Source organism: Achromobacter sp. AONIH1 (assembly GCF_002902905.1).
Lineage (GTDB): Bacteria > Pseudomonadota > Gammaproteobacteria > Burkholderiales > Burkholderiaceae_B > Achromobacter.
In genome coordinates, this window is record NZ_CP026124.1 from 367,881 (window position 1) to 386,315 (window position 18,435).

Annotated in this window: 13 protein-coding genes; 6 read left to right on the forward strand and 7 right to left on the reverse strand. The window is 65.8% G+C overall.

All coding sequences use genetic code 11. The annotated features are described in order from the left end of the window. Positions 1 to 137 precede the first annotated feature (137 nt). The gene (locus C2U31_RS01685; protein WP_001223964.1) at positions 138 to 2,594 is read left to right on the forward strand and encodes an AAA family ATPase; all 2,457 of its coding nucleotides are present in this window, start codon (positions 138 to 140) and stop codon (positions 2,592 to 2,594) included. Positions 2,595 to 2,660: 66 nt separating this feature from the next. On the opposite strand, the gene radC is transcribed toward C2U31_RS01685, so the two are convergent. The 4 genes from radC to C2U31_RS01705 all read right to left on the reverse strand — a co-directional run bounded on the left by radC (position 2,661) and on the right by C2U31_RS01705 (position 6,614). Continuing rightward, a complete protein-coding gene (radC, locus tag C2U31_RS01690; protein WP_003092330.1) occupies positions 2,661 to 3,170 on the reverse strand; it encodes a DNA repair protein RadC in 510 nt (169 codons plus the stop codon). 351 nt (positions 3,171 to 3,521) lie between these two features. Next, on the reverse strand, positions 3,522 to 4,586 hold the full coding sequence (locus tag C2U31_RS01695; RefSeq protein ID WP_003092331.1) for a YhcG family protein: 1,065 nt from the start codon (positions 4,584 to 4,586) through the stop codon (positions 3,522 to 3,524). Next, the gene (locus C2U31_RS01700) at positions 4,583 to 5,782 is read right to left on the reverse strand and encodes a site-specific integrase (RefSeq protein ID WP_001062689.1); all 1,200 of its coding nucleotides are present in this window, start codon (positions 5,780 to 5,782) and stop codon (positions 4,583 to 4,585) included. The genes C2U31_RS01695 and C2U31_RS01700 overlap by 4 nt, the downstream gene beginning before the upstream one ends. Before the next feature lie 256 nt (positions 5,783 to 6,038). Next, a complete protein-coding gene (locus tag C2U31_RS01705; RefSeq protein ID WP_233772593.1) occupies positions 6,039 to 6,614 on the reverse strand; it encodes a hypothetical protein in 576 nt (191 codons plus the stop codon). A gap of 236 nt (positions 6,615 to 6,850) precedes the next feature. Between C2U31_RS01705 and C2U31_RS01710 the strand changes: the two genes are divergently transcribed. Then, entirely contained in the window at positions 6,851 to 7,543 is a 693-nt protein-coding gene (locus C2U31_RS01710; RefSeq protein ID WP_103271258.1) for a S24 family peptidase, read from the forward strand. Positions 7,544 to 7,567: 24 nt separating this feature from the next. Here C2U31_RS01710 and C2U31_RS01715 read toward each other — a convergent pair whose 3' ends face one another. Beyond that, a complete protein-coding gene (locus tag C2U31_RS01715; protein ID WP_103271259.1) occupies positions 7,568 to 8,116 on the reverse strand; it encodes an ureidoglycolate lyase in 549 nt (182 codons plus the stop codon). Beyond that, positions 8,113 to 8,352, reverse strand: coding sequence for an Arm DNA-binding domain-containing protein (locus tag C2U31_RS01720; protein ID WP_103271260.1), 240 nt, complete (start codon positions 8,350 to 8,352; stop codon positions 8,113 to 8,115). Before C2U31_RS01720 ends, C2U31_RS01715 begins: the two co-directional genes overlap by 4 nt. Positions 8,353 to 8,608: 256 nt before the next feature. On the opposite strand from C2U31_RS01720, the gene C2U31_RS01725 reads away from it, so the two are divergent. Together C2U31_RS01725 and C2U31_RS01730 are read left to right on the forward strand one after the other, a co-directional pair. Further along, positions 8,609 to 9,679 (forward strand): S9 family peptidase, encoded by a 1,071-nt coding sequence (locus C2U31_RS01725; RefSeq protein ID WP_233772595.1) that lies wholly within the window; start codon positions 8,609 to 8,611, stop codon positions 9,677 to 9,679. 95 nt (positions 9,680 to 9,774) lie between these two features. Further along, complete coding sequence (locus C2U31_RS01730; RefSeq protein WP_103271261.1) at positions 9,775 to 10,155, forward strand: cupin domain-containing protein; 381 nt, start codon at positions 9,775 to 9,777, stop codon at positions 10,153 to 10,155. 42 nt (positions 10,156 to 10,197) lie between these two features. Here the strand turns inward: C2U31_RS01730 and C2U31_RS01735 are convergent, their stop codons facing one another. Continuing rightward, positions 10,198 to 11,448 carry an MFS transporter gene (locus C2U31_RS01735; RefSeq protein ID WP_233772597.1) on the reverse strand — a complete coding sequence of 417 codons (1,251 nt, stop codon included), beginning with the start codon at positions 11,446 to 11,448 and terminating at the stop codon, positions 10,198 to 10,200. Positions 11,449 to 11,838: 390 nt separating this feature from the next. On the opposite strand from C2U31_RS01735, the gene C2U31_RS01740 reads away from it, so the two are divergent. Both C2U31_RS01740 and C2U31_RS01745 read left to right on the forward strand, forming a co-directional pair. Continuing rightward, the gene (locus tag C2U31_RS01740; RefSeq protein ID WP_103271262.1) at positions 11,839 to 15,126 is read left to right on the forward strand and encodes a WG repeat-containing protein; all 3,288 of its coding nucleotides are present in this window, start codon (positions 11,839 to 11,841) and stop codon (positions 15,124 to 15,126) included. Beyond that, entirely contained in the window at positions 15,123 to 18,026 is a 2,904-nt protein-coding gene (locus tag C2U31_RS01745; RefSeq protein WP_103271263.1) for a WG repeat-containing protein, read from the forward strand. The genes C2U31_RS01740 and C2U31_RS01745 overlap by 4 nt, the downstream gene beginning before the upstream one ends. Positions 18,027 to 18,435 lie beyond the last annotated feature (409 nt).

The following is an 18,435-nucleotide window of genomic DNA, read 5'->3' on the forward strand; positions in this document are numbered from 1 at the left end:
TCGCGGGCTACGGTCGCGGGTAAGGTGATGAAGTCAGGGGAGACGGCTGGACAAGGCAACGGCCATCCCTTTGTGCTGACCGCACGCAAGCGAAGCGCGCAGGCCCGAAGCTGGAAGCCGGGCCGTAGGCGTCAGCGATGCGGAAGGCTGGCGAAGCCAGTCCCGCCAGGGATGAGCGACTAGCGAACCTGGAGCAGCGCGATCCGCGAAGCGGAGACGCAAGAGGACTCTTCGTTTACCATTTGTTTCGCAAGCAAATGATGGGAAAGCAAGAACACGGAGATATAGAGATGATTGTCTGCATCAACCGCCTCAAACAGTTCGGAATCTTCAGCGACTTCAATGGAACGAAGATCCAAAAGTTCGGCCGGTACAACCTGGTCTATGGTTGGAATGGAACAGGCAAGTCAACGTTATCGAATCTATTCTCTTGCTTTGAGCTTCGCTCGATGGTTCCCCGCTTCAGCACGGGCCAATTTTCAGTAGTTCTGGAGGATGGCTCAACGATCACGGAATCCACACTCCACTCATCCCAATTGAATATTCATGTTTTCAATCAACGCTTCGTGCATGAGAACATTGATTGGGACAAATCCGTAAAGAGCATCCTTCTTATTGCGAAAGAGAAGATTGATGACTTGCAGAAGCTGGAGAAGCTGAAGAGCGAGCTTCAGTCGAAAAAGAAGGCTCACGACGACAAGCAAAGCGATATCAAGAAGCAGCGTGAGGCATTAGAGAAGTTCCTGACCAATGCTGCCAAGAAAATGAAGCTTGGACTTCAGGCGATTGATACGAGCGACAGTTATTACTTGAATTACGACCGCCGCAAGCTCTTCAACTTCATACAGAATAACGGCGAGACAATTATCAAGGCGGAGTCGGTTCTTCCAGATGAGAGGGTTATCGACCTTACGAATGCCGCCAAGCCAGATCAGCTTCCAAGCATTGCTTTCGCCTCAACGGCCATTGAGCCGGACTACTTTAAGAAAGCGGCGGGCCGCATCAGAGATTTGATTGGGACTACGGCGGTCAATCAAGCAATCCAGCGGCTGACCGATAACCCGGAAATCCGCGAATGGGTTCAAGCAGGCTTGGAAATCCATAAAAACCACGACTCGCAATCCTGCGAGTTCTGCGGCTCTCCGTTCGCCCAGCTTCGTGCCGAGGCGCTTGCTGCCCACTTCAGCAAGGAGTTCACGGAGTTTCAGAGCCGACTTCAGAACGCGGCGACATGGATTGAATCTCAAGGCGCTCCAGCTAATCAGTTTCCCGCATCGACCGAGTTTTATAAAGAACTATCGGCCGAGGCAGAGAAGCTTCAAAAGGACTACGCAACTGCTGCTGAAAAGATCGACCAGCAAATCGACGCCTGGCGGGAAGCCCTGAAGGCCAAGATCACAGACCCTGGGAAGACAGACATTCAGATCTCGGATGTGGTTGAAGACGATGTCACCAATTTCAATGACATCCTGAAATCGATTGTTGCTCTCGTTGGAAAGCACAACAATAAGACTTCAAATTTCAAATCTGAGACCTCAAAAAGCAAGGTGGCACTGGAGCTTCACTTTGCTGCGGCTGAGGTGCAAGAGTTTGACTATGCTGGAAGTGAGAAGAAGTGCAATGACCTTGAGTCAGAAGCAAAGAACGACCATAAGGAAATTGAAAAAATTAGTCTAGAGGTCGGAGCCATAGAAGCGGCGCTCTCGAATGAAACGGTCGGGGCAAAGGAGTTCAATGACATCCTGCATCGCTTCATTGGCCGCTCTGAGCTTTGCCTGAACTTCAATCAGAAGAAGAAAGGCTATGAGATCATCAGAAACGGGGTTGGTGAGCACGATGGGAATTTGAGCGAAGGTGAGAAAACTGCGATTGCATTTGTCTATTTCATCACGAAGCTCAAAGAAAATGGAAATAACATCAAGGATACGATCGTCGTCGTTGACGATCCGGTCTCAAGCTTTGATTCTAATCACTTGTTTCACGCCTACTCGTTTTTGAGAACGCAATGCACTGAAGCCAAGCAACTTTTTGTGCTGACTCACAACTTCACTTACTTTAAGCTAGTGAGAGACTGGTTCACTGGCACCAATAGGAATCGAGTCAAAAAAGGCAACGCCGAGAATTGCTTCTTTTATCGCCTGGATGCGCCACCTGGCTCCCCTCGTCACTCCCTACTTGTGGATGCCGACGACTCACTCAAGAACTACGGTTCCGAGTACCACTATATCTTCAAGAAGCTCTACGAATATAGGGCGCACACAACACTCAATCGAGATGAGGCGTTCTTGACCGCCAACCTCGCCCGAAAGCTTGTTGAATCGTTTTTCACCTTCAAATATCCAAGGCGTCGAAGCGACATTAGTCAATTGATGGAGGCTGGCCTAAAAGATTGCACCATCACGACACCAGAGCTTAAAGAAAAAATCTACCGCTTTATCAATAAGTATTCACATAGCGACGTTATTGAGATAACAGAGGAATCCGCAGAAAACTTGGCAGGCGAAAGCCACAGCGTCATCGGGAACATCTTCCAGTGGCTGGAAGAGGTGGACAAGAAACATTACGACGAGATGATTCAGGTTGCGACGGCCTGAGCATCAGGCCGCGAGGGCCATAGCTATGCCACCAGGCGCAGCAAAAAGGGGCCGAAGCCCCTTGGGCTAGATCAGCCCATGCTCGGCGAACGATGCCGTTTCGTTGCCCGCAACGATGATGTGATCGAGCACGCGCACGTCCACCAGACCCAACGCTTCCTTGAGCCGCTGGGTCAGCGCCCGGTCAGCCGCGCTCGGCTCGGGGTTTCCGCTCGGATGGTTGTGCGAAACGACGACCGCCGCCGCATTGAGCCGCAGCGCCTCCTTGACCACTTCGCGCGGATACACCGACGCACCGTCAATAGTGCCGTGGAACATCTCCCTGTATTCGATCAGACGATGGCGCGTATCCATGAACAGCACTACGAACACCTCATGCTCGAAGCTGGCCAACTTTGTACGCAAGTATTCCTTGACCGCCGCCGGCGAAGTGAACTCTGCTCCGCGCCGCATTTTCCGGTCAATGACCTGGCGCGCAGCTTCCAGAATGTCGTCGGCCGATGCCGGTAGATAGCGCCCGTGCGCGTCGCGCACCAGCAGACAGGAATCGAACGAGGGAAAGGACAGTTGCGACATGATCGTGCTCCGGTTGCTCGGGCGGAATTGCCCGGAACCGGCGGCAGCACGGCGCAGCGCAAGCAGTCAGGGGTCGCAGACGGCCGCCAGGACGCAAGCGCGCATGGCGCGCGCCGCCCTTGACGGCGAGAACGCCGTGATACGGTGAAGGGAACAGCAAGACCGCCCACACCCGCCCACTGCACAGAGTCGATTTTTGGCAAGCGGAGCGCGCAGGCCCGGATCAACGAGCCGGGACGGAGGCGTCAGTGATGGAAGCCCGACAGGGGCGAGACTCGCGCAGCGAAGCTCGATGCGCAGCACGACAGCGCGACGGCGGCACGCCGGGACGCCCGACTGCTTGGGACAGGACTACTCGTTGTCCGTCTTGCGCTGCTCGATTTGCAACTGCGCCCGTTGCGTTGCCTGTTGCAGCCGCTCCACCAGCACGCCCCTCGGCGGCAAGGCGGTCAGATACTCGGCAACGTGGATGCCGGACTTGTCCAGCTCCAGCAATTCGATCTGCTCGCGCTTCTTGCCGGTGCAAAGGATGATCCCGAGCGGCGAGGCTTCCTCCGGCTCCCGTTCGTGCTTGTCTAGCCACCGAAGGTAAAGCTCCATCTGCCCTTTGTAGGCCGCCTTGAAGTCACCTACCTTCAACTCCACCGCAACCAGCCGCCGCAGCTTGCGGTTGTAGAACAGAAGGTCAAGGTGGAAATCCTCGTCGTCGATCGGAATGCGCTTCTGCCGGGCGACGAATGAGAAGCCCGCGCCCAGCTCCAGCAGGAAGGACTCCATTTCACGGATGATCGCCGCTTCCAAGTCGCCTTCCTGCCAAGTGTCCCGCAGGCCCAGGAAGTCGAGGATGTACGGGTCGCGCATGACCAGGGCCGGCGACATGCGCTGCGCATCGCGCAGGGTCGCCAACTCCTGCGCTATGGTTTCTTCCGGCTTTTGGGAAAGCGCCGTGCGCTCGTACAGCATCGAGTCGATACGCTCGCGCAGCGTCCGCACGCTCCAGCGTTGGGTGCTGGCCATCTGTGCGTAGTAGTCCCGCTGGAGCGGGTCTTTCAGCGGCATCAGGGCGATGAAGTGCGTCCAGCTCAATTCTCGTATCAGTGATACGAGAATTCGCTCGTCGGGGAAGGTGGCGGCGAACTGCACCATGCGGCGCAAGTTCTGCTCTGCAAAGCTGCTGCCGTACTCCTCCACCAACTGCGCAGCCAAGGTGGGCAGAACTTCCTTGCCGTAGGCGCCCCGGCGCCTGTCCAAGACCTGCGTGTGGATGCGTTGGCCGATGCGCCAGTAGAGCATCGTAAGCTCGCTATTCACCGTCGAGGCGGCGCGCAAGCGCGCCGCCTCGATCAGTGCCCGAATGTCGCCCAGCAGCGCCGCGGGCGCTGCGAGCGATGCTGCTGATGGCCGGCGCCCGTTCATGCCACCGCCTCCGCAAGCTGCCGCGCGCCCGTGATGGCTTGGCGGCGGCTGGCCACCAGCTCGGCCGCCTCGCGCACCGGCTTGTCCTCGGTGTGGACGTAGTGCATGAACATCGCCACGGTCTTGTGGCCCGTCAGCTTCATTCCCACTTTGGTCGGCACACCGGAATTGGCAATGTCGGTGGTCGAGCGATGACGGATGCCGTGCGTGCCTACGTGCGGCACGCTGGCGGCCTTGAGCGTCCGGCACCAGCCGCCATAGTGCTCGCCAAAGGTCAGGTGCTTGGCCGGGTCGTTCGGCGACGGCAGGACGTAAGGGCAGCCTTCCAGACGCGGCGCCGTCGAAAGCAGCCGATAGGCTTCCTCGCTCATGGGCTTGGAAATGCCGCCAACCTTGCTGTCGGGCCACACCACGCGCCGGTTCTCGAAGTCCAGCCAGCTCCATTCGAGCGGGCAGATTTCGGAGCGCCGCGCCGCAAACTCGAATTGCAGCCGGATCGCCAACGGGATGACGTAGTTCTCCAGCCCCTCCGCCTCCAGTTTCTCCAACTGGCGGAAGATCCGCACCATTTCCTCGTCCACGATGAGCCGGGTTTCCTTGCCCGGCGGGTACATCGGGACGTGGCGGCACGGATTCGTGCCGTCCGGGCGGAAGCCCCAGACTTCGGCCAAGTTGAACATCTTGCGCAGCACGCCGAAGGTCTTGTTGGCCTCGGTCGGCTTGTAGGCCAGCTTTTCCATGAGCCCCGCAATGTCGGGCCGCTTCACGTCATGCACCTTCTTGCGGCCCAGCAGCGGGATGATGTTGCGGTCGATGACGCCCTGGTAGCCGTCCTGCGTGCTGACCTTGTTGCGCTTCTTGGAGTAGTCCTCCATGAACTTTTTGCACAACTCGGCCATCGTGGGCGCCTTGCGCGCCTCGGCCTTGGCACCGCCGGGATCACCACCCCGGCGAACCTCGGCCAGCCAGTCCTGCGCTTTGACCCGCGCCTGTTCGACGGTTAGCTCCCCGTAGAGTCCCAGCGAGGGCTTGCGGGGCTGGCCAGAGTTCGTGCGGTACTGGAGCATGAACACCCGGCGTCCCGTCGAGGTAATCTTGCAAAGGAAGCCGGGCACGACGGTATCCCGTAGTTCGATGTCCTTCGCCTGGGGTTGCGCCGACTCTACGGCGGTCTTGGTGAGCTTGATCTTTGCCATGATGACTCCTTGGAACGACCCGGATTCCAGGAGCCAGATAGGAGCGGCGCGAGGGAGAACCGGGTCAAGTTTCAGAAAGCACCGGCATATGATGGAAGCGCGTAAGCTATTGATAAACCTGCTGTATCGGGCTACGTCGCAGTCCAGCGAACTACCGGGCTGGAGTCATCGTGAAACAAAAAACCCGCGGCCTGCTAGTCGGTGCAGTTCCGCGGGTTCTGTTTTGGCCGGGCGCAACTTGCCCCGACGGAAATCATTATGCAGCGGCCGCCCGACCCTCACAAGCGCTTTGGCGATCGGCGTGTCGCACCTGGCCAGCGACCAGCAGCGCGCGCCGGCGCAGCGCCGGCAACAAGGCGGCGCGCGCGTCCAGGTAGGCGGCATGCTGCGCTTGCGGCGACAGGCGCGGATTGCGGAACACGGCCGCGCCGGCGGCCTTGTTGCCGGCATGCACGCCGATGGCGGCGCGCTGCTGCCAGGGCAGCTCGTCGATGCACAAGTCCACCTGCTGGCAACGCGCGGCGTTCAAACGCGCATCCACGTCTTCGCTGTCGACATAGGCGTCGTCCGGCACCATGCCGCGCGCGAAGGCGGCGATGCGGCCCACGCCCAGCTTGGGGCGATAGCCGCGGGTCCAGTGATACCAGTCCATGATCAGGGCTTCGGCCTGATCGGCTTCCGTGGGCGCCGTGCGCGGCGCCAGCCTGATGACCGCGCGCGGCGCCGCCGCCTTGGGCGTGACCGCCGCCTCACGCCGCGCCGGCGCGACCCAGCCCTGCGACACCCGTAATACCGCCTGCCTTGCCTGTTCCATCTGCCGCTCCTTGTCCATGTGATCCATCGCCTTGCCCGGCTCCGCCGCCAGTCTTGCCGGCGCCGCGCCGGCACGGGCACGCGCCAACGCGCCCAACGGCGGACAGCCGGGTTTCAGTAGCAATACGCTACCGATGCTTCCATCTGAAAGACGTACATATTTCGTGTGGTTCATACGGCAATTCTACAAATGTATAATCCTGATTTCAACACTTGTTGTTGCACAATTTTCCACAACTGTTAGCGTCCCACCCCATGGCACTCGGAAAACAAATCAGGCGCTACCGCAGCGCGCTCGGCCTCACCCTCGAACAACTCGAAGCCCGCACCGGCGTGGGCGTCGGCACCATCGCCGCGCTCGAAGGCCGCGACAGCGAACGCTCGAAGTACGCATCACGGCTGGCCGCCGGGCTGGGCCTGACGCTGGAGCAATTGCTGGACGAATCGGCCGACGCCGGTTCGGGGTCCGGCTCGCTGGTGCTGGACTCGCCGCATCAGCCGTCCACGGATGACGATGACCTGCGCATCCCGCGCTTCGACACCGGTGGCGCCATGGGCGCGGGCGTGGAACTGCGCGACCAGCCGGGCGTGATCCAGAGTCTGCGCGTCAGCCAGGAATGGCTGCACAGGAACGTGCGCCACTACACGGCGGCCAACAAGCTCTGCGTGGTGACGGGTTTCGGCGACAGCATGCGCCCCATGTTCAATCCGGGCGATCCGCTGCTGGTGGACCTGGGCGTGGAAAAGGCCGATATCGACGGCGTGTTCTTCTTCCGCGTCGGCAACGAGGGGTTCATCAAGCGCCTGCAGCGCATACCCAGCGCGCGCGGCCTGCTGATCCGCGCGAAATCGGAAAACCCCAAGTACGACGCCTGGGACATCACCGAAGGCATGGACCTGCAGATCTTCGGCCGCGTGCTGAAGGTCTGGCGCAGCGACGACTTCTAGGGCCGCCGCCTCGCCGGGCGCGGCTCAGTCCAGGCGTTCCAGGCCGGCCAGGCGATGCGCCGGAATCGCCGCGATGGCGCTTTCCGTGATCGATGCGTCCGTGCTCAGGTGCTGGATCAGGTCCAGCGTGGTCGAGCGACGCGTGAGCATCAGACAGGCCACTTCATCGCCGGCCACGCGCGTCGCGTGCCAGCAGCCGGCGCGCATGCAGACGCCCTGCCCCTGCGGCACGCGAAAGGCCGCCAGCGTGGCCAGGTCCGGGCTGCCGTCCTGCGCGCTCTGCGCCACCACCTGCACCACCGCGCCGGTCAGCGGCACGATGGCCTGCTGGGTCAGCAGATGCTTTTCCAGGCTGGCGATGTCGGCGTCGCGGCTGCGATAGTTGACCCACAAGAGTTCGGCATCGCCGCCGCCGCCCGTGTTGAACACGTGTTCCTGCCAGAAATCCGTGGCGGCGTTCGTGAATAGCGGCACGCCATTGCCGTCCGGCATGGGCTTGCCCAGCATCCAGCCATAGGCGCGGAAAGTGTCGGGCGTCAGGTCCTGCAGGGGTATGGAGGTATCGCTGGTCATGCTGGATCTTGAGTGGGCTTGCCGGCAGCGCCGCGCTTGGGAAACTCGGTGTCGTAATCGAAATCGCCGCGCGCGATGGCTGCCTGGATGGCGCTCCTTCGCTCGGCGGCGCGCTTCAGGTTGGCGGCGGTGGGCTTGGCGCGGATGCGCTCGACGCAGCGCCGGCCTGCGAACTCGAAACTGATCTCGATGGATGATTCGGACGCCGGCCTGACGCCTTCGAATCCGCGATTCATGCTGTTCCCCCGTGCGCCACTGCATCGCCGCGTCAGGCGACGCGGCGGCCATGGCTGTTCATGATGGCGGCGCGGGCGAAGGCCCGTCCGCGAGGCCCCTACTGTAACCCTGCAGCGACCACCATGGCGCATCGCCCCCGGTATCCGCGCCGCGCCCGCCGGTGCGCGATTTGACAGGTCCCCGGGCGCCATGAATAATAATTAGACTAATCAATCTAATAATAAAACCGCGCATACCGACCACGACAGGCCTGTCTTGCCCACCTTTCCGTCGACCTTGTTCCCGCTGCGCCGGCGCGCGCGGATCGTCATCGCCGCCGTACTCGCCCTGAGCGCCGCGATCGCCGCGCTGCTGTGCTTCAGCGGCCTGCGCGACTTCTCGCTGGAATCGGCGACGACGCGCACGCTCACTTTCCATGCCGGGTCGGACCGTCTGTCCGGCACGCTGATCCTGCCGCGCGACGTGGCCGCGCCGCCGGTGGCCCTGTTCGTGCACGGCGACGGCCCGCAGGACCGCTACGCGGACGACGGCTACCAGCCCTTCATCAACCAACTGCTGGACCAGGGCATCGGCGTGTTCACCTGGGACAAGCCCGGCGTGGGCCGCAGCGCCGGCAACTGGCTGGACCAATCCATGCAGGACCGCGCCGCCGAGGCCATGGCCGCCTACCTGCGCGTGCGCTCCGAACCCGGCGTGGATGCCGCCAAGGTCGGCTTCCTGGGCTACTCGCAAGCGGGCTGGGTGCTGCCCATCGTCGCCAGCCGCGCGCAACCCGCCTTCACCGTCATCATCGGCGGCGCGGTGAACTGGCGTGACCAGGGCGCCTACTACACGCGCAAGCGGCTGCAGGCCCAGGGCGTGGCGGCCGACGAGATCGAACGCCGCCTGGCGGCCGAACGGACCAGCAACGATGCGCTGTTCGGCGAACCACGTCCGCTGGCGGATGTGCTGGCGGCGCGGCCCGACATGACTCCGGCGCGCGCCCGCTACGTGCAACGCAACTATCTGTCGGATGCGTCCGGCTGGATCCCGAAAATGCGCGGCCCGGTGCTGGCCGTGTGGGGCGAGATGGACCCGAACGTCGATGCAGCCGTGAACGCCGCGCGCTATCGCCTGCTGTTCGCCGACGCACCGGACAAGCGCGTCATGCTGGTGCCCGACGCCGGCCACGTGCTGCTGCGCGCGCCGCAATTCAACGACCAGATCGCCAGCGACTGGACGCTCTGGAAAAAGCTGCGCTTCATGCTGCTGGGCCGCGAAGCCTACGTGCAGCCTGCCGTGCGCGACATCGCCGACTGGATCAGGCAGGCCGCCGCCGGCCATTGAAGACGGGCCTCCCTGTCGCCGCTCCAACCGCTTTTCCGCTGACATGGAATGGCCGTACCATGGCCGCAACCTCACCCCGCGCAGGAGCGCATGCCATGGCCACCGATCTCACGAAGCACTACGTGCTGCTCAACCCCGACGGCGCCTCCATCACGACACAGGGCGGCAATGCCTTCTGGTCGCAGTCGCCGGACCAGCTCGACGCCTACGGCCGAGGCTGGCTGGTGTCGGAATATGAATTCGCCTCGGACTGGAAACAGTGGGAAATGCACCCCGAGGCCGACGAGCTGCTGCGCGTGATCGCCGGCGAAACCGAGTTGCAGCTGGAATGGCCCACCGGCATCCAGTCCGTGATCCTGCGCGCCGACCAGGCCTATGTCGTGCCCAGGGGCGTCTGGCACACGGCCAAGGCGGCCGCCCCCTGTCGCATGCTGCACATCACGATGGGCGCGGGCACGCAGCATCGGCCGCTGTAGCGCCCCGGCGCCGTTCCCGTGCGCGGGCGCCGGGGCCGGCCTTCAGGCCCGTGCCGGCGCCATGCGCGGGCGCGGCAGTTCGCGGTCGTCGATGGGCCAATGCAGCATGGCTGCCAGCAGCCCCAGCGCGATCGCGCCCAGCCAGATCAGGTCGTAGGAGTGCGTTGCCTCGTACACCAGCCCGCCCAGCCACACGCCCTGGAACGAGCCCAGCTGGTGGCCGAAGAACACGAAGCCGAACAGCGTGGTGATGTAGCGCACGCCGAACACCTGCGAGATCAGGCCATTGGTCAGCGGCACCGTGCCCAGCCAGATGAAGCCCATGACGGCCGAGAAGGCGTAGACCGACCACACCGACAGCGGCAGCAGGAAGAACAGCGCCATCGCGCCGGCGCGGATCAGGTAGATGTAGGCCAACAGGTGCTTGCGGCGATACCGCGCGCCCAGGATGCCGCAGACATAGGTGCCGGCGATATTGGCCAGCGCGATGATGGCCAGCGCCGCCACGCCATCGGCCGCGCGCAGGCCACGGTCGGCCAGATAGGCGGGCAAGTGCGTGCCGATGAAGGCCAGCTGGAAGCCGCAGGCCAGGAAACCCAGGTTCAGCAGCCAGAAGCCGCGCTGCGCGAGGGCTTCGCGGATCGCCTGCCCCAACGGCTGGTCGCGCTCCGACGGGCCGACGCCGGACGCGGGGCGCCGCGCTTCCCGCAGGATCAGCGCCAGCAGCAAGGCCACGGCCAGCGCCACGGCGAACACCGCCAGCGCCCGCGTCCAGCCCGCGCCGCTGATCAGCCCCTGCGCCGCCGGCACCAGCGTGAACTGCCCCAGTCCGCCGACCGCGCCGGCCACGGCCAGCGCCCAGCTGCGCCGCTCGGGCGCGACCAGCCGGCTCAACGCGCCGTAGATGACGGCGAAGGCGGTGCCGGACAGGGCGATGCCGACGCAGATCCCCGCCGTCAGCACGAACATCGCCGGCGTGGCCGCGAGCGTCATGCCGATCAGTCCGACCGCATAGAAAACCAGCCCGGCGGCGATGACCTTGGCCGAACCATGGCGGTCGGCGATCATGCCGGTGAAGGGCTGGGCGACGCCCCAGGTCAGGTTCTGCAGCGCCATGGCCATGGCGAAGGTCTGGCGCGACCAGCCCCGGTCCATGCTGACCGGCAGCAGGAACAGCCCCTGCACATGGCGCACGCCCAGGGCCAGGCCCATGATGACGCCGCCGGCCAGCACCATGACCCACGGCAGGGCGGGCGTGACGCGCGGCGGCGAGGAAGAGGCGGCAAGGGGCATGGCGGACTCCGGCGTGTGGCGTCGGCCCCCATGCTGGCGGGCATGGTGGCATTACAGCCTCGCGCGGGCGCGCGCTCAACCGATTATTTTTCACGTTCCGCATGCGCGCGGCGCATGCCAGTCCCTGGCGGCCGGCGCGTATCGGCACGCGCCCGGCGCGGTTGGCACAGGCGAGCAGTCGCGCGCGGCTCGCCGGAATGCGCGGCGCCCATGACGTCCTCTTGTTAACGGATCGTTTTCTATAGTTACATTTATCGCGGCGATGCCAGCCACGCTTGGTTACAGTGCCCGCTTCCCAACTATTTCCGGCAGACATACCATGCGGCAGGTCCGGCCAGGCAACATCCAGGCGGCGCGCACGCGCGCGCCCTCCCCCGCGCGCGAGGCGGCATGACGCGCGCGCCGTTCTTCCGTCCGCTGGCGCTGGCCGCCGCGCTGGCCGCCCTGGGCGCCGCCGGCCCCGCCCACGCCATGTCCGACTGGCAGCGCGAATGCCAGCGCGGCACCTACGAGATCAATCCCTACACGCCTTGCGCGCAGCCCTTCCACGAAGGGCTGGCCGCCGTCATGACCGGCAGCGAGGAAGATGAGGCCGGCCGCTGGGGCTATATCGACAAGCAAGGCCGCATGGCCATCGCGCCCGCGTTCCAGGAGGCCACGCCGTTCCAGAACGGGCTGGCCGCGGTGCGCCAGGACGACCTGTGGGGCTATATCGACGCCAAGGGCGCCTGGGCCATCCGCCCGGCCTACGCGGAAGCCACCGGCTTCAACGCGCAAGGCACGGCGCTGGTCCGGATCGACGAGCGCGACGTGCTCATCGACCGCCAGGGCCAGACAGTCAAGACGCTGCCGCTGGGCGCGCGCAGCTGGGGCTTCCGGCCCGGACAGACGCTGGCCGAGATCGAGGTGCCGCAGCCGCCGCGCCTGTTCAACGTCGCCACGGGCCGCGCGCTGACGCTGCCGGACGACGTCATGGCGCTGGGCGAGCCGACGCAGGGCCAGATCCCCGCGCAACGGCGCGCCTCGCGCTACAACGGCTGGTGGGGACTGCTGAGCGCCAATGGCCGCTGGGCCGTGCCGCCGGAAACGCTGCGCTCCGAAGAGGCGCCGCTGCGCGACGGCAACGTCATCGCCGTGCGCCGCGACGGGCGCTGGCAGTTCGTGGACCCGCAGGGCCGACCGCTGTCGAAGCAACGCTATGGCGATCGCGTCGCGCTGCTTGCGCCGGGCGCATGGCTGGTCAAGCGGGAACACAACGCTCCGGCGATACTGCTGGACGCCGACCTCCGGCCGATGCGCAGCTTCAGGCAGGACTATGCCTGGCCGGAAAAGCGCGAAGGCTGGACGGTGCTGCGCGACGACGAAGCGATCCTGCTGGTCGATCCCGTCGGCCGGCTCAGCATCCTGTCCCTGCCGCAAGGCCGCGTGGACATCCAGAACGGTCGCGCCTGGGTCTATGCCCGGACCTCGGACGGCGCCACCGATGCGACGACCGACGGGGCGACGGACGAGGCGGTTGACGCCACCCACGCCGCCATCGACGCCTCGCAGGCCGCCGCCAACACCTCGCTCGCCGAGCCGCCGTCCCCGCGCACGGCGCGCAAGCGCAACGACAGGAATGCCGAGCCGGGCGCGGCCGCCGACGCGGCGCAGGCCCGCCCCGCGCGCGAGCCGGACCCGGCGCCTCCGACGCCCCCTCCGGTCTATCGGCTGCCCGATCCTCCCGCCGTCGCGGATCCGCCGCCGCCCATGGTCATCATGCCCAAGCCCGCCGCGAACATGCCCGCGCCAGGGCCGACCGCCATGCCGGTCGAGGCGCAAGCCGCCGATGCCGCGCCCGTGGCGGTGGACGCGGCGCAGGAAGCAGGCCAGGCCGTGGATGCCGCCGTCGCGGAAGCAGCTGTCGCGGAAGCGGCGGCCGACGCAGCCGCGGCAGCGGCCGACGCAGCCATAGGCTCGGCCAACCGCCCGGAGACCCTAATCCAGATCTACGCAGCCGACGGCCAGCCGCTGCTGAGCCACACGCAGGCGGCCCGCCTGCGCGATTACAGCGTGACGCCGGTGCAGCCGGACAAGCGGCTGTCGGCGCGCGAGGCCGCGCTGCTGCCGCTGGCGACACTATCGCCGAGCGACTACGAGCAGCCCAACGGCATCCTCACCGCCGACGGCAAGATCGTGATCGACCCCTCGTGGAGCCGCATCGCGACTTATGACGCCAGCCTGCCGCTGGTGACGCACACGCGCGACGACAAGGTCGGCGCGATCGACGCCGCCGGCCGCTGGGCGGTGCCGCCCAGGTACCAGGAGCTGGATACGTTCAACAGCGGCTATGCCTGGGCCCTGCCCTTTGACGCCAACAGCCGCAACCAGACCGTGCTACTCGACGCGCTGGGCCGCAAGACGGCCCTGCCCGATGCCGTCCGCCGCAATGGCGAGTACCTCGACGGCGGCCTGATCACGTACTACGCGCTGGACGACGATCACGAACGCGTCTGGGGCCTGTGGGACATCCGCAAGAACGCGCCCGCGCTCAAGCCCTCGCTCGCCGCCATCGAAAAGTGCGAGGGCGACTGGGCCCGCGCGCAATCCGGCGACCGCTGGGGCGTGATCGGCCGCGACGGCAAATGGCGCATCAAGCCCGACTACGAAGGCGCGTACCGGCTGGACTACCTCGGCCAGGGCTACATGCTGACCGAGGAAGCCAAGCCGGCCGGGCAGTCCGATGCCTACGACAGCTTCTACCGCCTGCACCACCTGCCCTCCGGCAAGGCCTCGCCGCTGCTGCGCGGCAAGCCCCAGGCGCTGGAGGGCGGCCGCCAGATGGGCCTGCTGGCCGACGGCGGCACCATGCTGTTCGACACGCGCGGCGGTTCGGTCCGCCTGTTCCAGGGCAAGCCCGAGAACCAGCGCCAGTTCGGCGACTGGATCTCGCTCAGCTACGACGACCGCAAGGGCGCCATCGACGCGCGCGGCAATATGAAGATCGCCGCCGAGAACGGCGAATTCAATCCCTTCTTCGTGCAGCCCGATGGCCTGGCGCGCGTCAATACCCCGCAGGGCTATCGCCTGATGGACCAGAACGGCGCCATCGTGCAGGCCAGGCTGGGCGACGCCATGCCGCTGGCCTCGATGCAGCGGCTGGTGGTCGAGGACCGCGACGGCTCGCGCAGCGTGATGGTGGACATGCAGGGCCGCGAGATCGCGCGCTTCAACAAGACCTATAGCGTGGACGCGTCCACCGCCAGCGAAGGCGTGGTGGTATACGAAGGCGACAACGGCCGCCATGGGTTCGTCAATGCCGAGGGCAAGCGCGTCGTGGGCCCGTACTTCAACAAGCTGGGCCCGCTGCGCGACGGCCTGGCGCGGGCGCGGCGCGAGCAGCGCAGCGGCAAGCTGTACGGCTACATCGACCTCACCGGCCGCTACGCCATCGCGCCCGCGTTCGCCTGGGCCGACGATTTCCGCGAGGGCCGCGCCCTGGCGCGGCGTGGCGACCAGCTCATGTACATCGACCCGCGCGGCCAGGCCGCCGCCTCGTTCTCGCTGGTCTGCGGCGCCGTCGTCATCCGGGACGCGCAGCAGCGCGTGACCTGGCCGGCCAAGCCGCTCTCCTGCCCCGACGCCGCCGGCCTGCAATACGCGCCGGCCACCGAAACCGCCCAAGCCGGACAGTCATGACCTTACGCCTGATTCCCCTCACCCGCCTGGCCTGCGCCGTCGCCGTGCTGGGCCTGCCCCTGGCCGCGCAGGCGCAGCAGTACTGGCACGCGTCCTGCGCCTACGACGCGCCCAGCCCGCTGGCGACGGGCGGCTTCTACGATGGCGAGAGCGACGCCGTCAGCGGTTGCATCCGTTCCATTTCCGAAGGCCGCGCCGCCGTGCTGCTGCCTTCCGCCCTGCGCTCGATCAAGCGCGTGCCGACCGACACCTCGCTGCGCGGACATGCCTGGGGCTTCCTGGACGGCCAGGGCCGCCTCGCGGTCAAGCCGATCTTCGACCAGGTCGGCGATTTCCATCACGGGCTGGCCGCCGTGCAGTGGCAAGGCAAGTGGGGCTATATCGACGCCCGCGGCCGCATGGCCATCGCGCCGCGCTTCGACGAAGTTTCCGATTTCGTCGAGGCCGGGCTGGCGATCGTCACGCTGGACGGCAAGCGCCAGATCATCGACCGCCAGGGCAAGCCGACCGGCGACGCGCTCGACGCGTCCGTGGACAACGCGCAGTTGTCGGACGGCCTGCCCGCGCGGCTGATCGTGCGCTACCGCCCCGAGTACCAGGCGCCCGACGGCACCCGGCGCTACGACGAGCCGGGCCGGCGCATTACCGGCGCCTACGGCAAGGACCTGCTGATCGCCGCCACCGAGCGCGGCGAATACGGGCTCTTGAACGACAAGTGGGAATGGGTGGTCGAACCGCGCTACGAGGAAATCACGGTCCAGTCCGACTGGACGCTGGCCGTCGCCCAGGGCCGCGAGGAAGTCGTGCTGCTGGACGCCAAGGGCGAGGCCATAGGTGCAGGCAAGGGCTATCGCAGCCTGGCGCCGATGGGCGCCTTCTGGCTGGCCGAGTTGCGGCGCGGCAGCTACGAGCTGCTGGACGCGAAGGGCCAGCGCCTGGGCAACATCGACGAACGCCAATCGCGCCGCATCGAACCAATAGGCAAGGCGCTGCTGTCCATGAGCGGCGACACCGCGAAGCTGTGGGTGCCTGGCAGGACCGAGGCGGTGACGCTGGGCAAGGATCTGGCCACGCCGCGCCAGACGCAAGGCTATGCGCTGTTCCTGAGCGAAGCGCGCCGGCCGCTCGGCCTGCTGACGCCAGGCGGCGGCTGGGTCGACGGCGCCGCCCTGCCCGCCACCGTCGGCCAGATCGATGGCTTCGACGAAGTCCACGGCCGTCTGTGGCTGCACGACGCCGACGGCAAGCTGCTGGCCGTGTTCAATCCCGATGGCAAGCCGGCGCTGGACGCCGCCGCGCTGGCAGCGCTGAGCGAGCAGCCCATGCGCGCCTTGCGCCACGCCGGACCGGACGCGCCGCTGGCCCTGCTGACGCAGGGCCACTGCCAATGCGAGGAGGCGCGCGCCGGCCTGGTGCTGGCCGACGGCACCATCGTGACCGACCCATCCTGGGAATCGGTGGCCTCGCTGGACGAATCCGAAGACGAGTATGGCGGCGACGAGGACGGCGACAAGCCGGCCGCGAACGACATGCGCTTTGTCGCCCGCACCGAGGCCGGCATGCGCTTGCTCGACGCGCGCGGCAAGCCCATGGACCTGCCTCCGCAGCAACACATCGGCCAGTTCCGCCACGGCTACGCACTGGCCTATGCCCAGGGCGCCGCGCGCATCGTGGACCGCGCCGGCAAGCTGTACGAACTGCCCGATTTCTTCGAGGCCGAAGTAGCCGGCCCGGGCCTGGTGCGCTTCCTGAACACCGCCGCCGAGGGCGATCCCTGGGGCCTGTACGACTTCATCGCCGGCAAGGAGGTCTCGCCGCCGGCGTTCCAGCGCATCGGCATGTTCCGCGATGGCCGCGCCGAGGCCGCGCTGGGCGAGAACCGCGCCGGCATCATCGACACGCAGGGCAAGTGGATCGTGCCGCCCGAGTACCGCGAGGCGCGCCCGGAGGTCGGCGACCTGTGGCAGCTGCGCCAGGCCGGCGCGCAGACAGAAGAATACCTACGCCCGTCCGCGCTGGCGTCCCGCGACGGCCGCGTGCTCACGCCCTTCGCCGCGCATCTGGAGGTGGCGCAGGACGCGTCCGGCGGCTACATGGCCCGGACCAACCAGCGCCTGTGGCAGATCTCGCGCGACACGACGTCGGTCCGGGAAATCTCCGACGCCGACATCACGCCGCTGGGCGGCTGGCTGGGCATCCAGCGCAGCGACCGGCTCGGCTACGTAGACAGCTCGGGAAGCTGGCAGATCGCGCCCGAGCGCCTGGGCGGTTCCGTCTTCCACGGCTCGCCGGCGCGCGCGCTGCGCCTGGGCCACCAGGAAGGCCAGGAAGACCGCCTGGTCGACACGCAGGGCAATACCGTGGCCACGCTGCCGGTCGGCGACTGGAGCTGGCCGACTGGCTCGGACTGGCTGATCCGGCAGCGCCACGTGGCCAACCAGGGCATGGTCACGGACTACTTCGACACCGACGGCAAGCCCAAGCTCAGCGCCGTGCCGGGCCGGGTCGGCGCTTACTCCGAAGGCCGCGCGGTGAAAGCGCTGGCCAACGGCCAGGCGCGCGCGGTCAACGAGCAGGGCAAGCACGTCGGCCCGGTCTACGACGAGCTGTGGCAGCGCCGCGACGGCTTGGCGGTGGCGCGCGTGGACCAGCACTACGGCTACGTTGACGGCCAGGGCAAGCTGGCCATCCCCGCCACGTATGCCCGCGCCTCCACGTTCCAGGACCAGCGCGCGGTGGCATCGACCGACGCGGCCTCCCTGCTGATCGACACGCGCGGCGACATGCTGGCCTCGGTTGGCATGGAGTGCGGCATGCGTACCCTGCGCAATGCGCGCGGCCAGCGCCTGTGGCCGCTGAGCCTGCCGCCGCGCTGCCCGGCCGAACCGACGGGGGAATAAGGCAACGGCGGCGGGAGTGTTTTCGCCGCCGTTGCTTCATTCTCTCCCCCTCGCGGCCGAACGTTCGCCCGACCGTGAACTCCCGTCATCGAGTCTGAGACTGTTCTCAATCTCTTGTTTAATCGATTGAAACGCAACCACTATCATCATTTTCAATCACATGCTGGTCCCCAACGCGGGCTAAAACCAACTCAGATGAAAGGTGGGACATGAGGGTGGCACCCAAGGGGCGTACGGCGTACGTTCATCTTCCATCGACAGACGGGGCGGATCAGAGAGCCGCATAGCGCGGACGCTCACGCGACTTTTTCATGACAAAATCGCCTTCCACTCGAAACGCACAGGAAGAGCATCGCGACCGAATGACCCACGAAGGCTTAGCTGACGTGGATGCTGATCGCGTCATCGA

Bases quoted from the DNA above. Each gene is read 5' to 3' on its own strand.
- C2U31_RS01685 (WP_001223964.1), top strand. From the start codon at position 138: ATGCGGAAGGCTGGCGAAGCCAGTCCCGCCAGGGATGAGCGACTAGCG.
- radC (WP_003092330.1), bottom strand. From the start codon at position 3,170: ATGTCGCAACTGTCCTTTCCCTCGTTCGATTCCTGTCTGCTGGTGCGC.
- C2U31_RS01695 (WP_003092331.1), bottom strand. From the start codon at position 4,586: ATGAACGGGCGCCGGCCATCAGCAGCATCGCTCGCAGCGCCCGCGGCG.
- C2U31_RS01700 (WP_001062689.1), bottom strand. From the start codon at position 5,782: ATGGCAAAGATCAAGCTCACCAAGACCGCCGTAGAGTCGGCGCAACCC.
- C2U31_RS01705 (WP_233772593.1), bottom strand. From the start codon at position 6,614: ATGGACAAGGAGCGGCAGATGGAACAGGCAAGGCAGGCGGTATTACGG.
- C2U31_RS01710 (WP_103271258.1), top strand. From the start codon at position 6,851: ATGGCACTCGGAAAACAAATCAGGCGCTACCGCAGCGCGCTCGGCCTC.
- C2U31_RS01715 (WP_103271259.1), bottom strand. From the start codon at position 8,116: ATGACCAGCGATACCTCCATACCCCTGCAGGACCTGACGCCCGACACT.
- C2U31_RS01720 (WP_103271260.1), bottom strand. From the start codon at position 8,352: ATGAATCGCGGATTCGAAGGCGTCAGGCCGGCGTCCGAATCATCCATC.
- C2U31_RS01730 (WP_103271261.1), top strand. From the start codon at position 9,775: ATGGCCACCGATCTCACGAAGCACTACGTGCTGCTCAACCCCGACGGC.
- C2U31_RS01735 (WP_233772597.1), bottom strand. From the start codon at position 11,448: ATGCCCCTTGCCGCCTCTTCCTCGCCGCCGCGCGTCACGCCCGCCCTG.
- C2U31_RS01740 (WP_103271262.1), top strand. From the start codon at position 11,839: ATGACGCGCGCGCCGTTCTTCCGTCCGCTGGCGCTGGCCGCCGCGCTG.
- C2U31_RS01745 (WP_103271263.1), top strand. From the start codon at position 15,123: ATGACCTTACGCCTGATTCCCCTCACCCGCCTGGCCTGCGCCGTCGCC.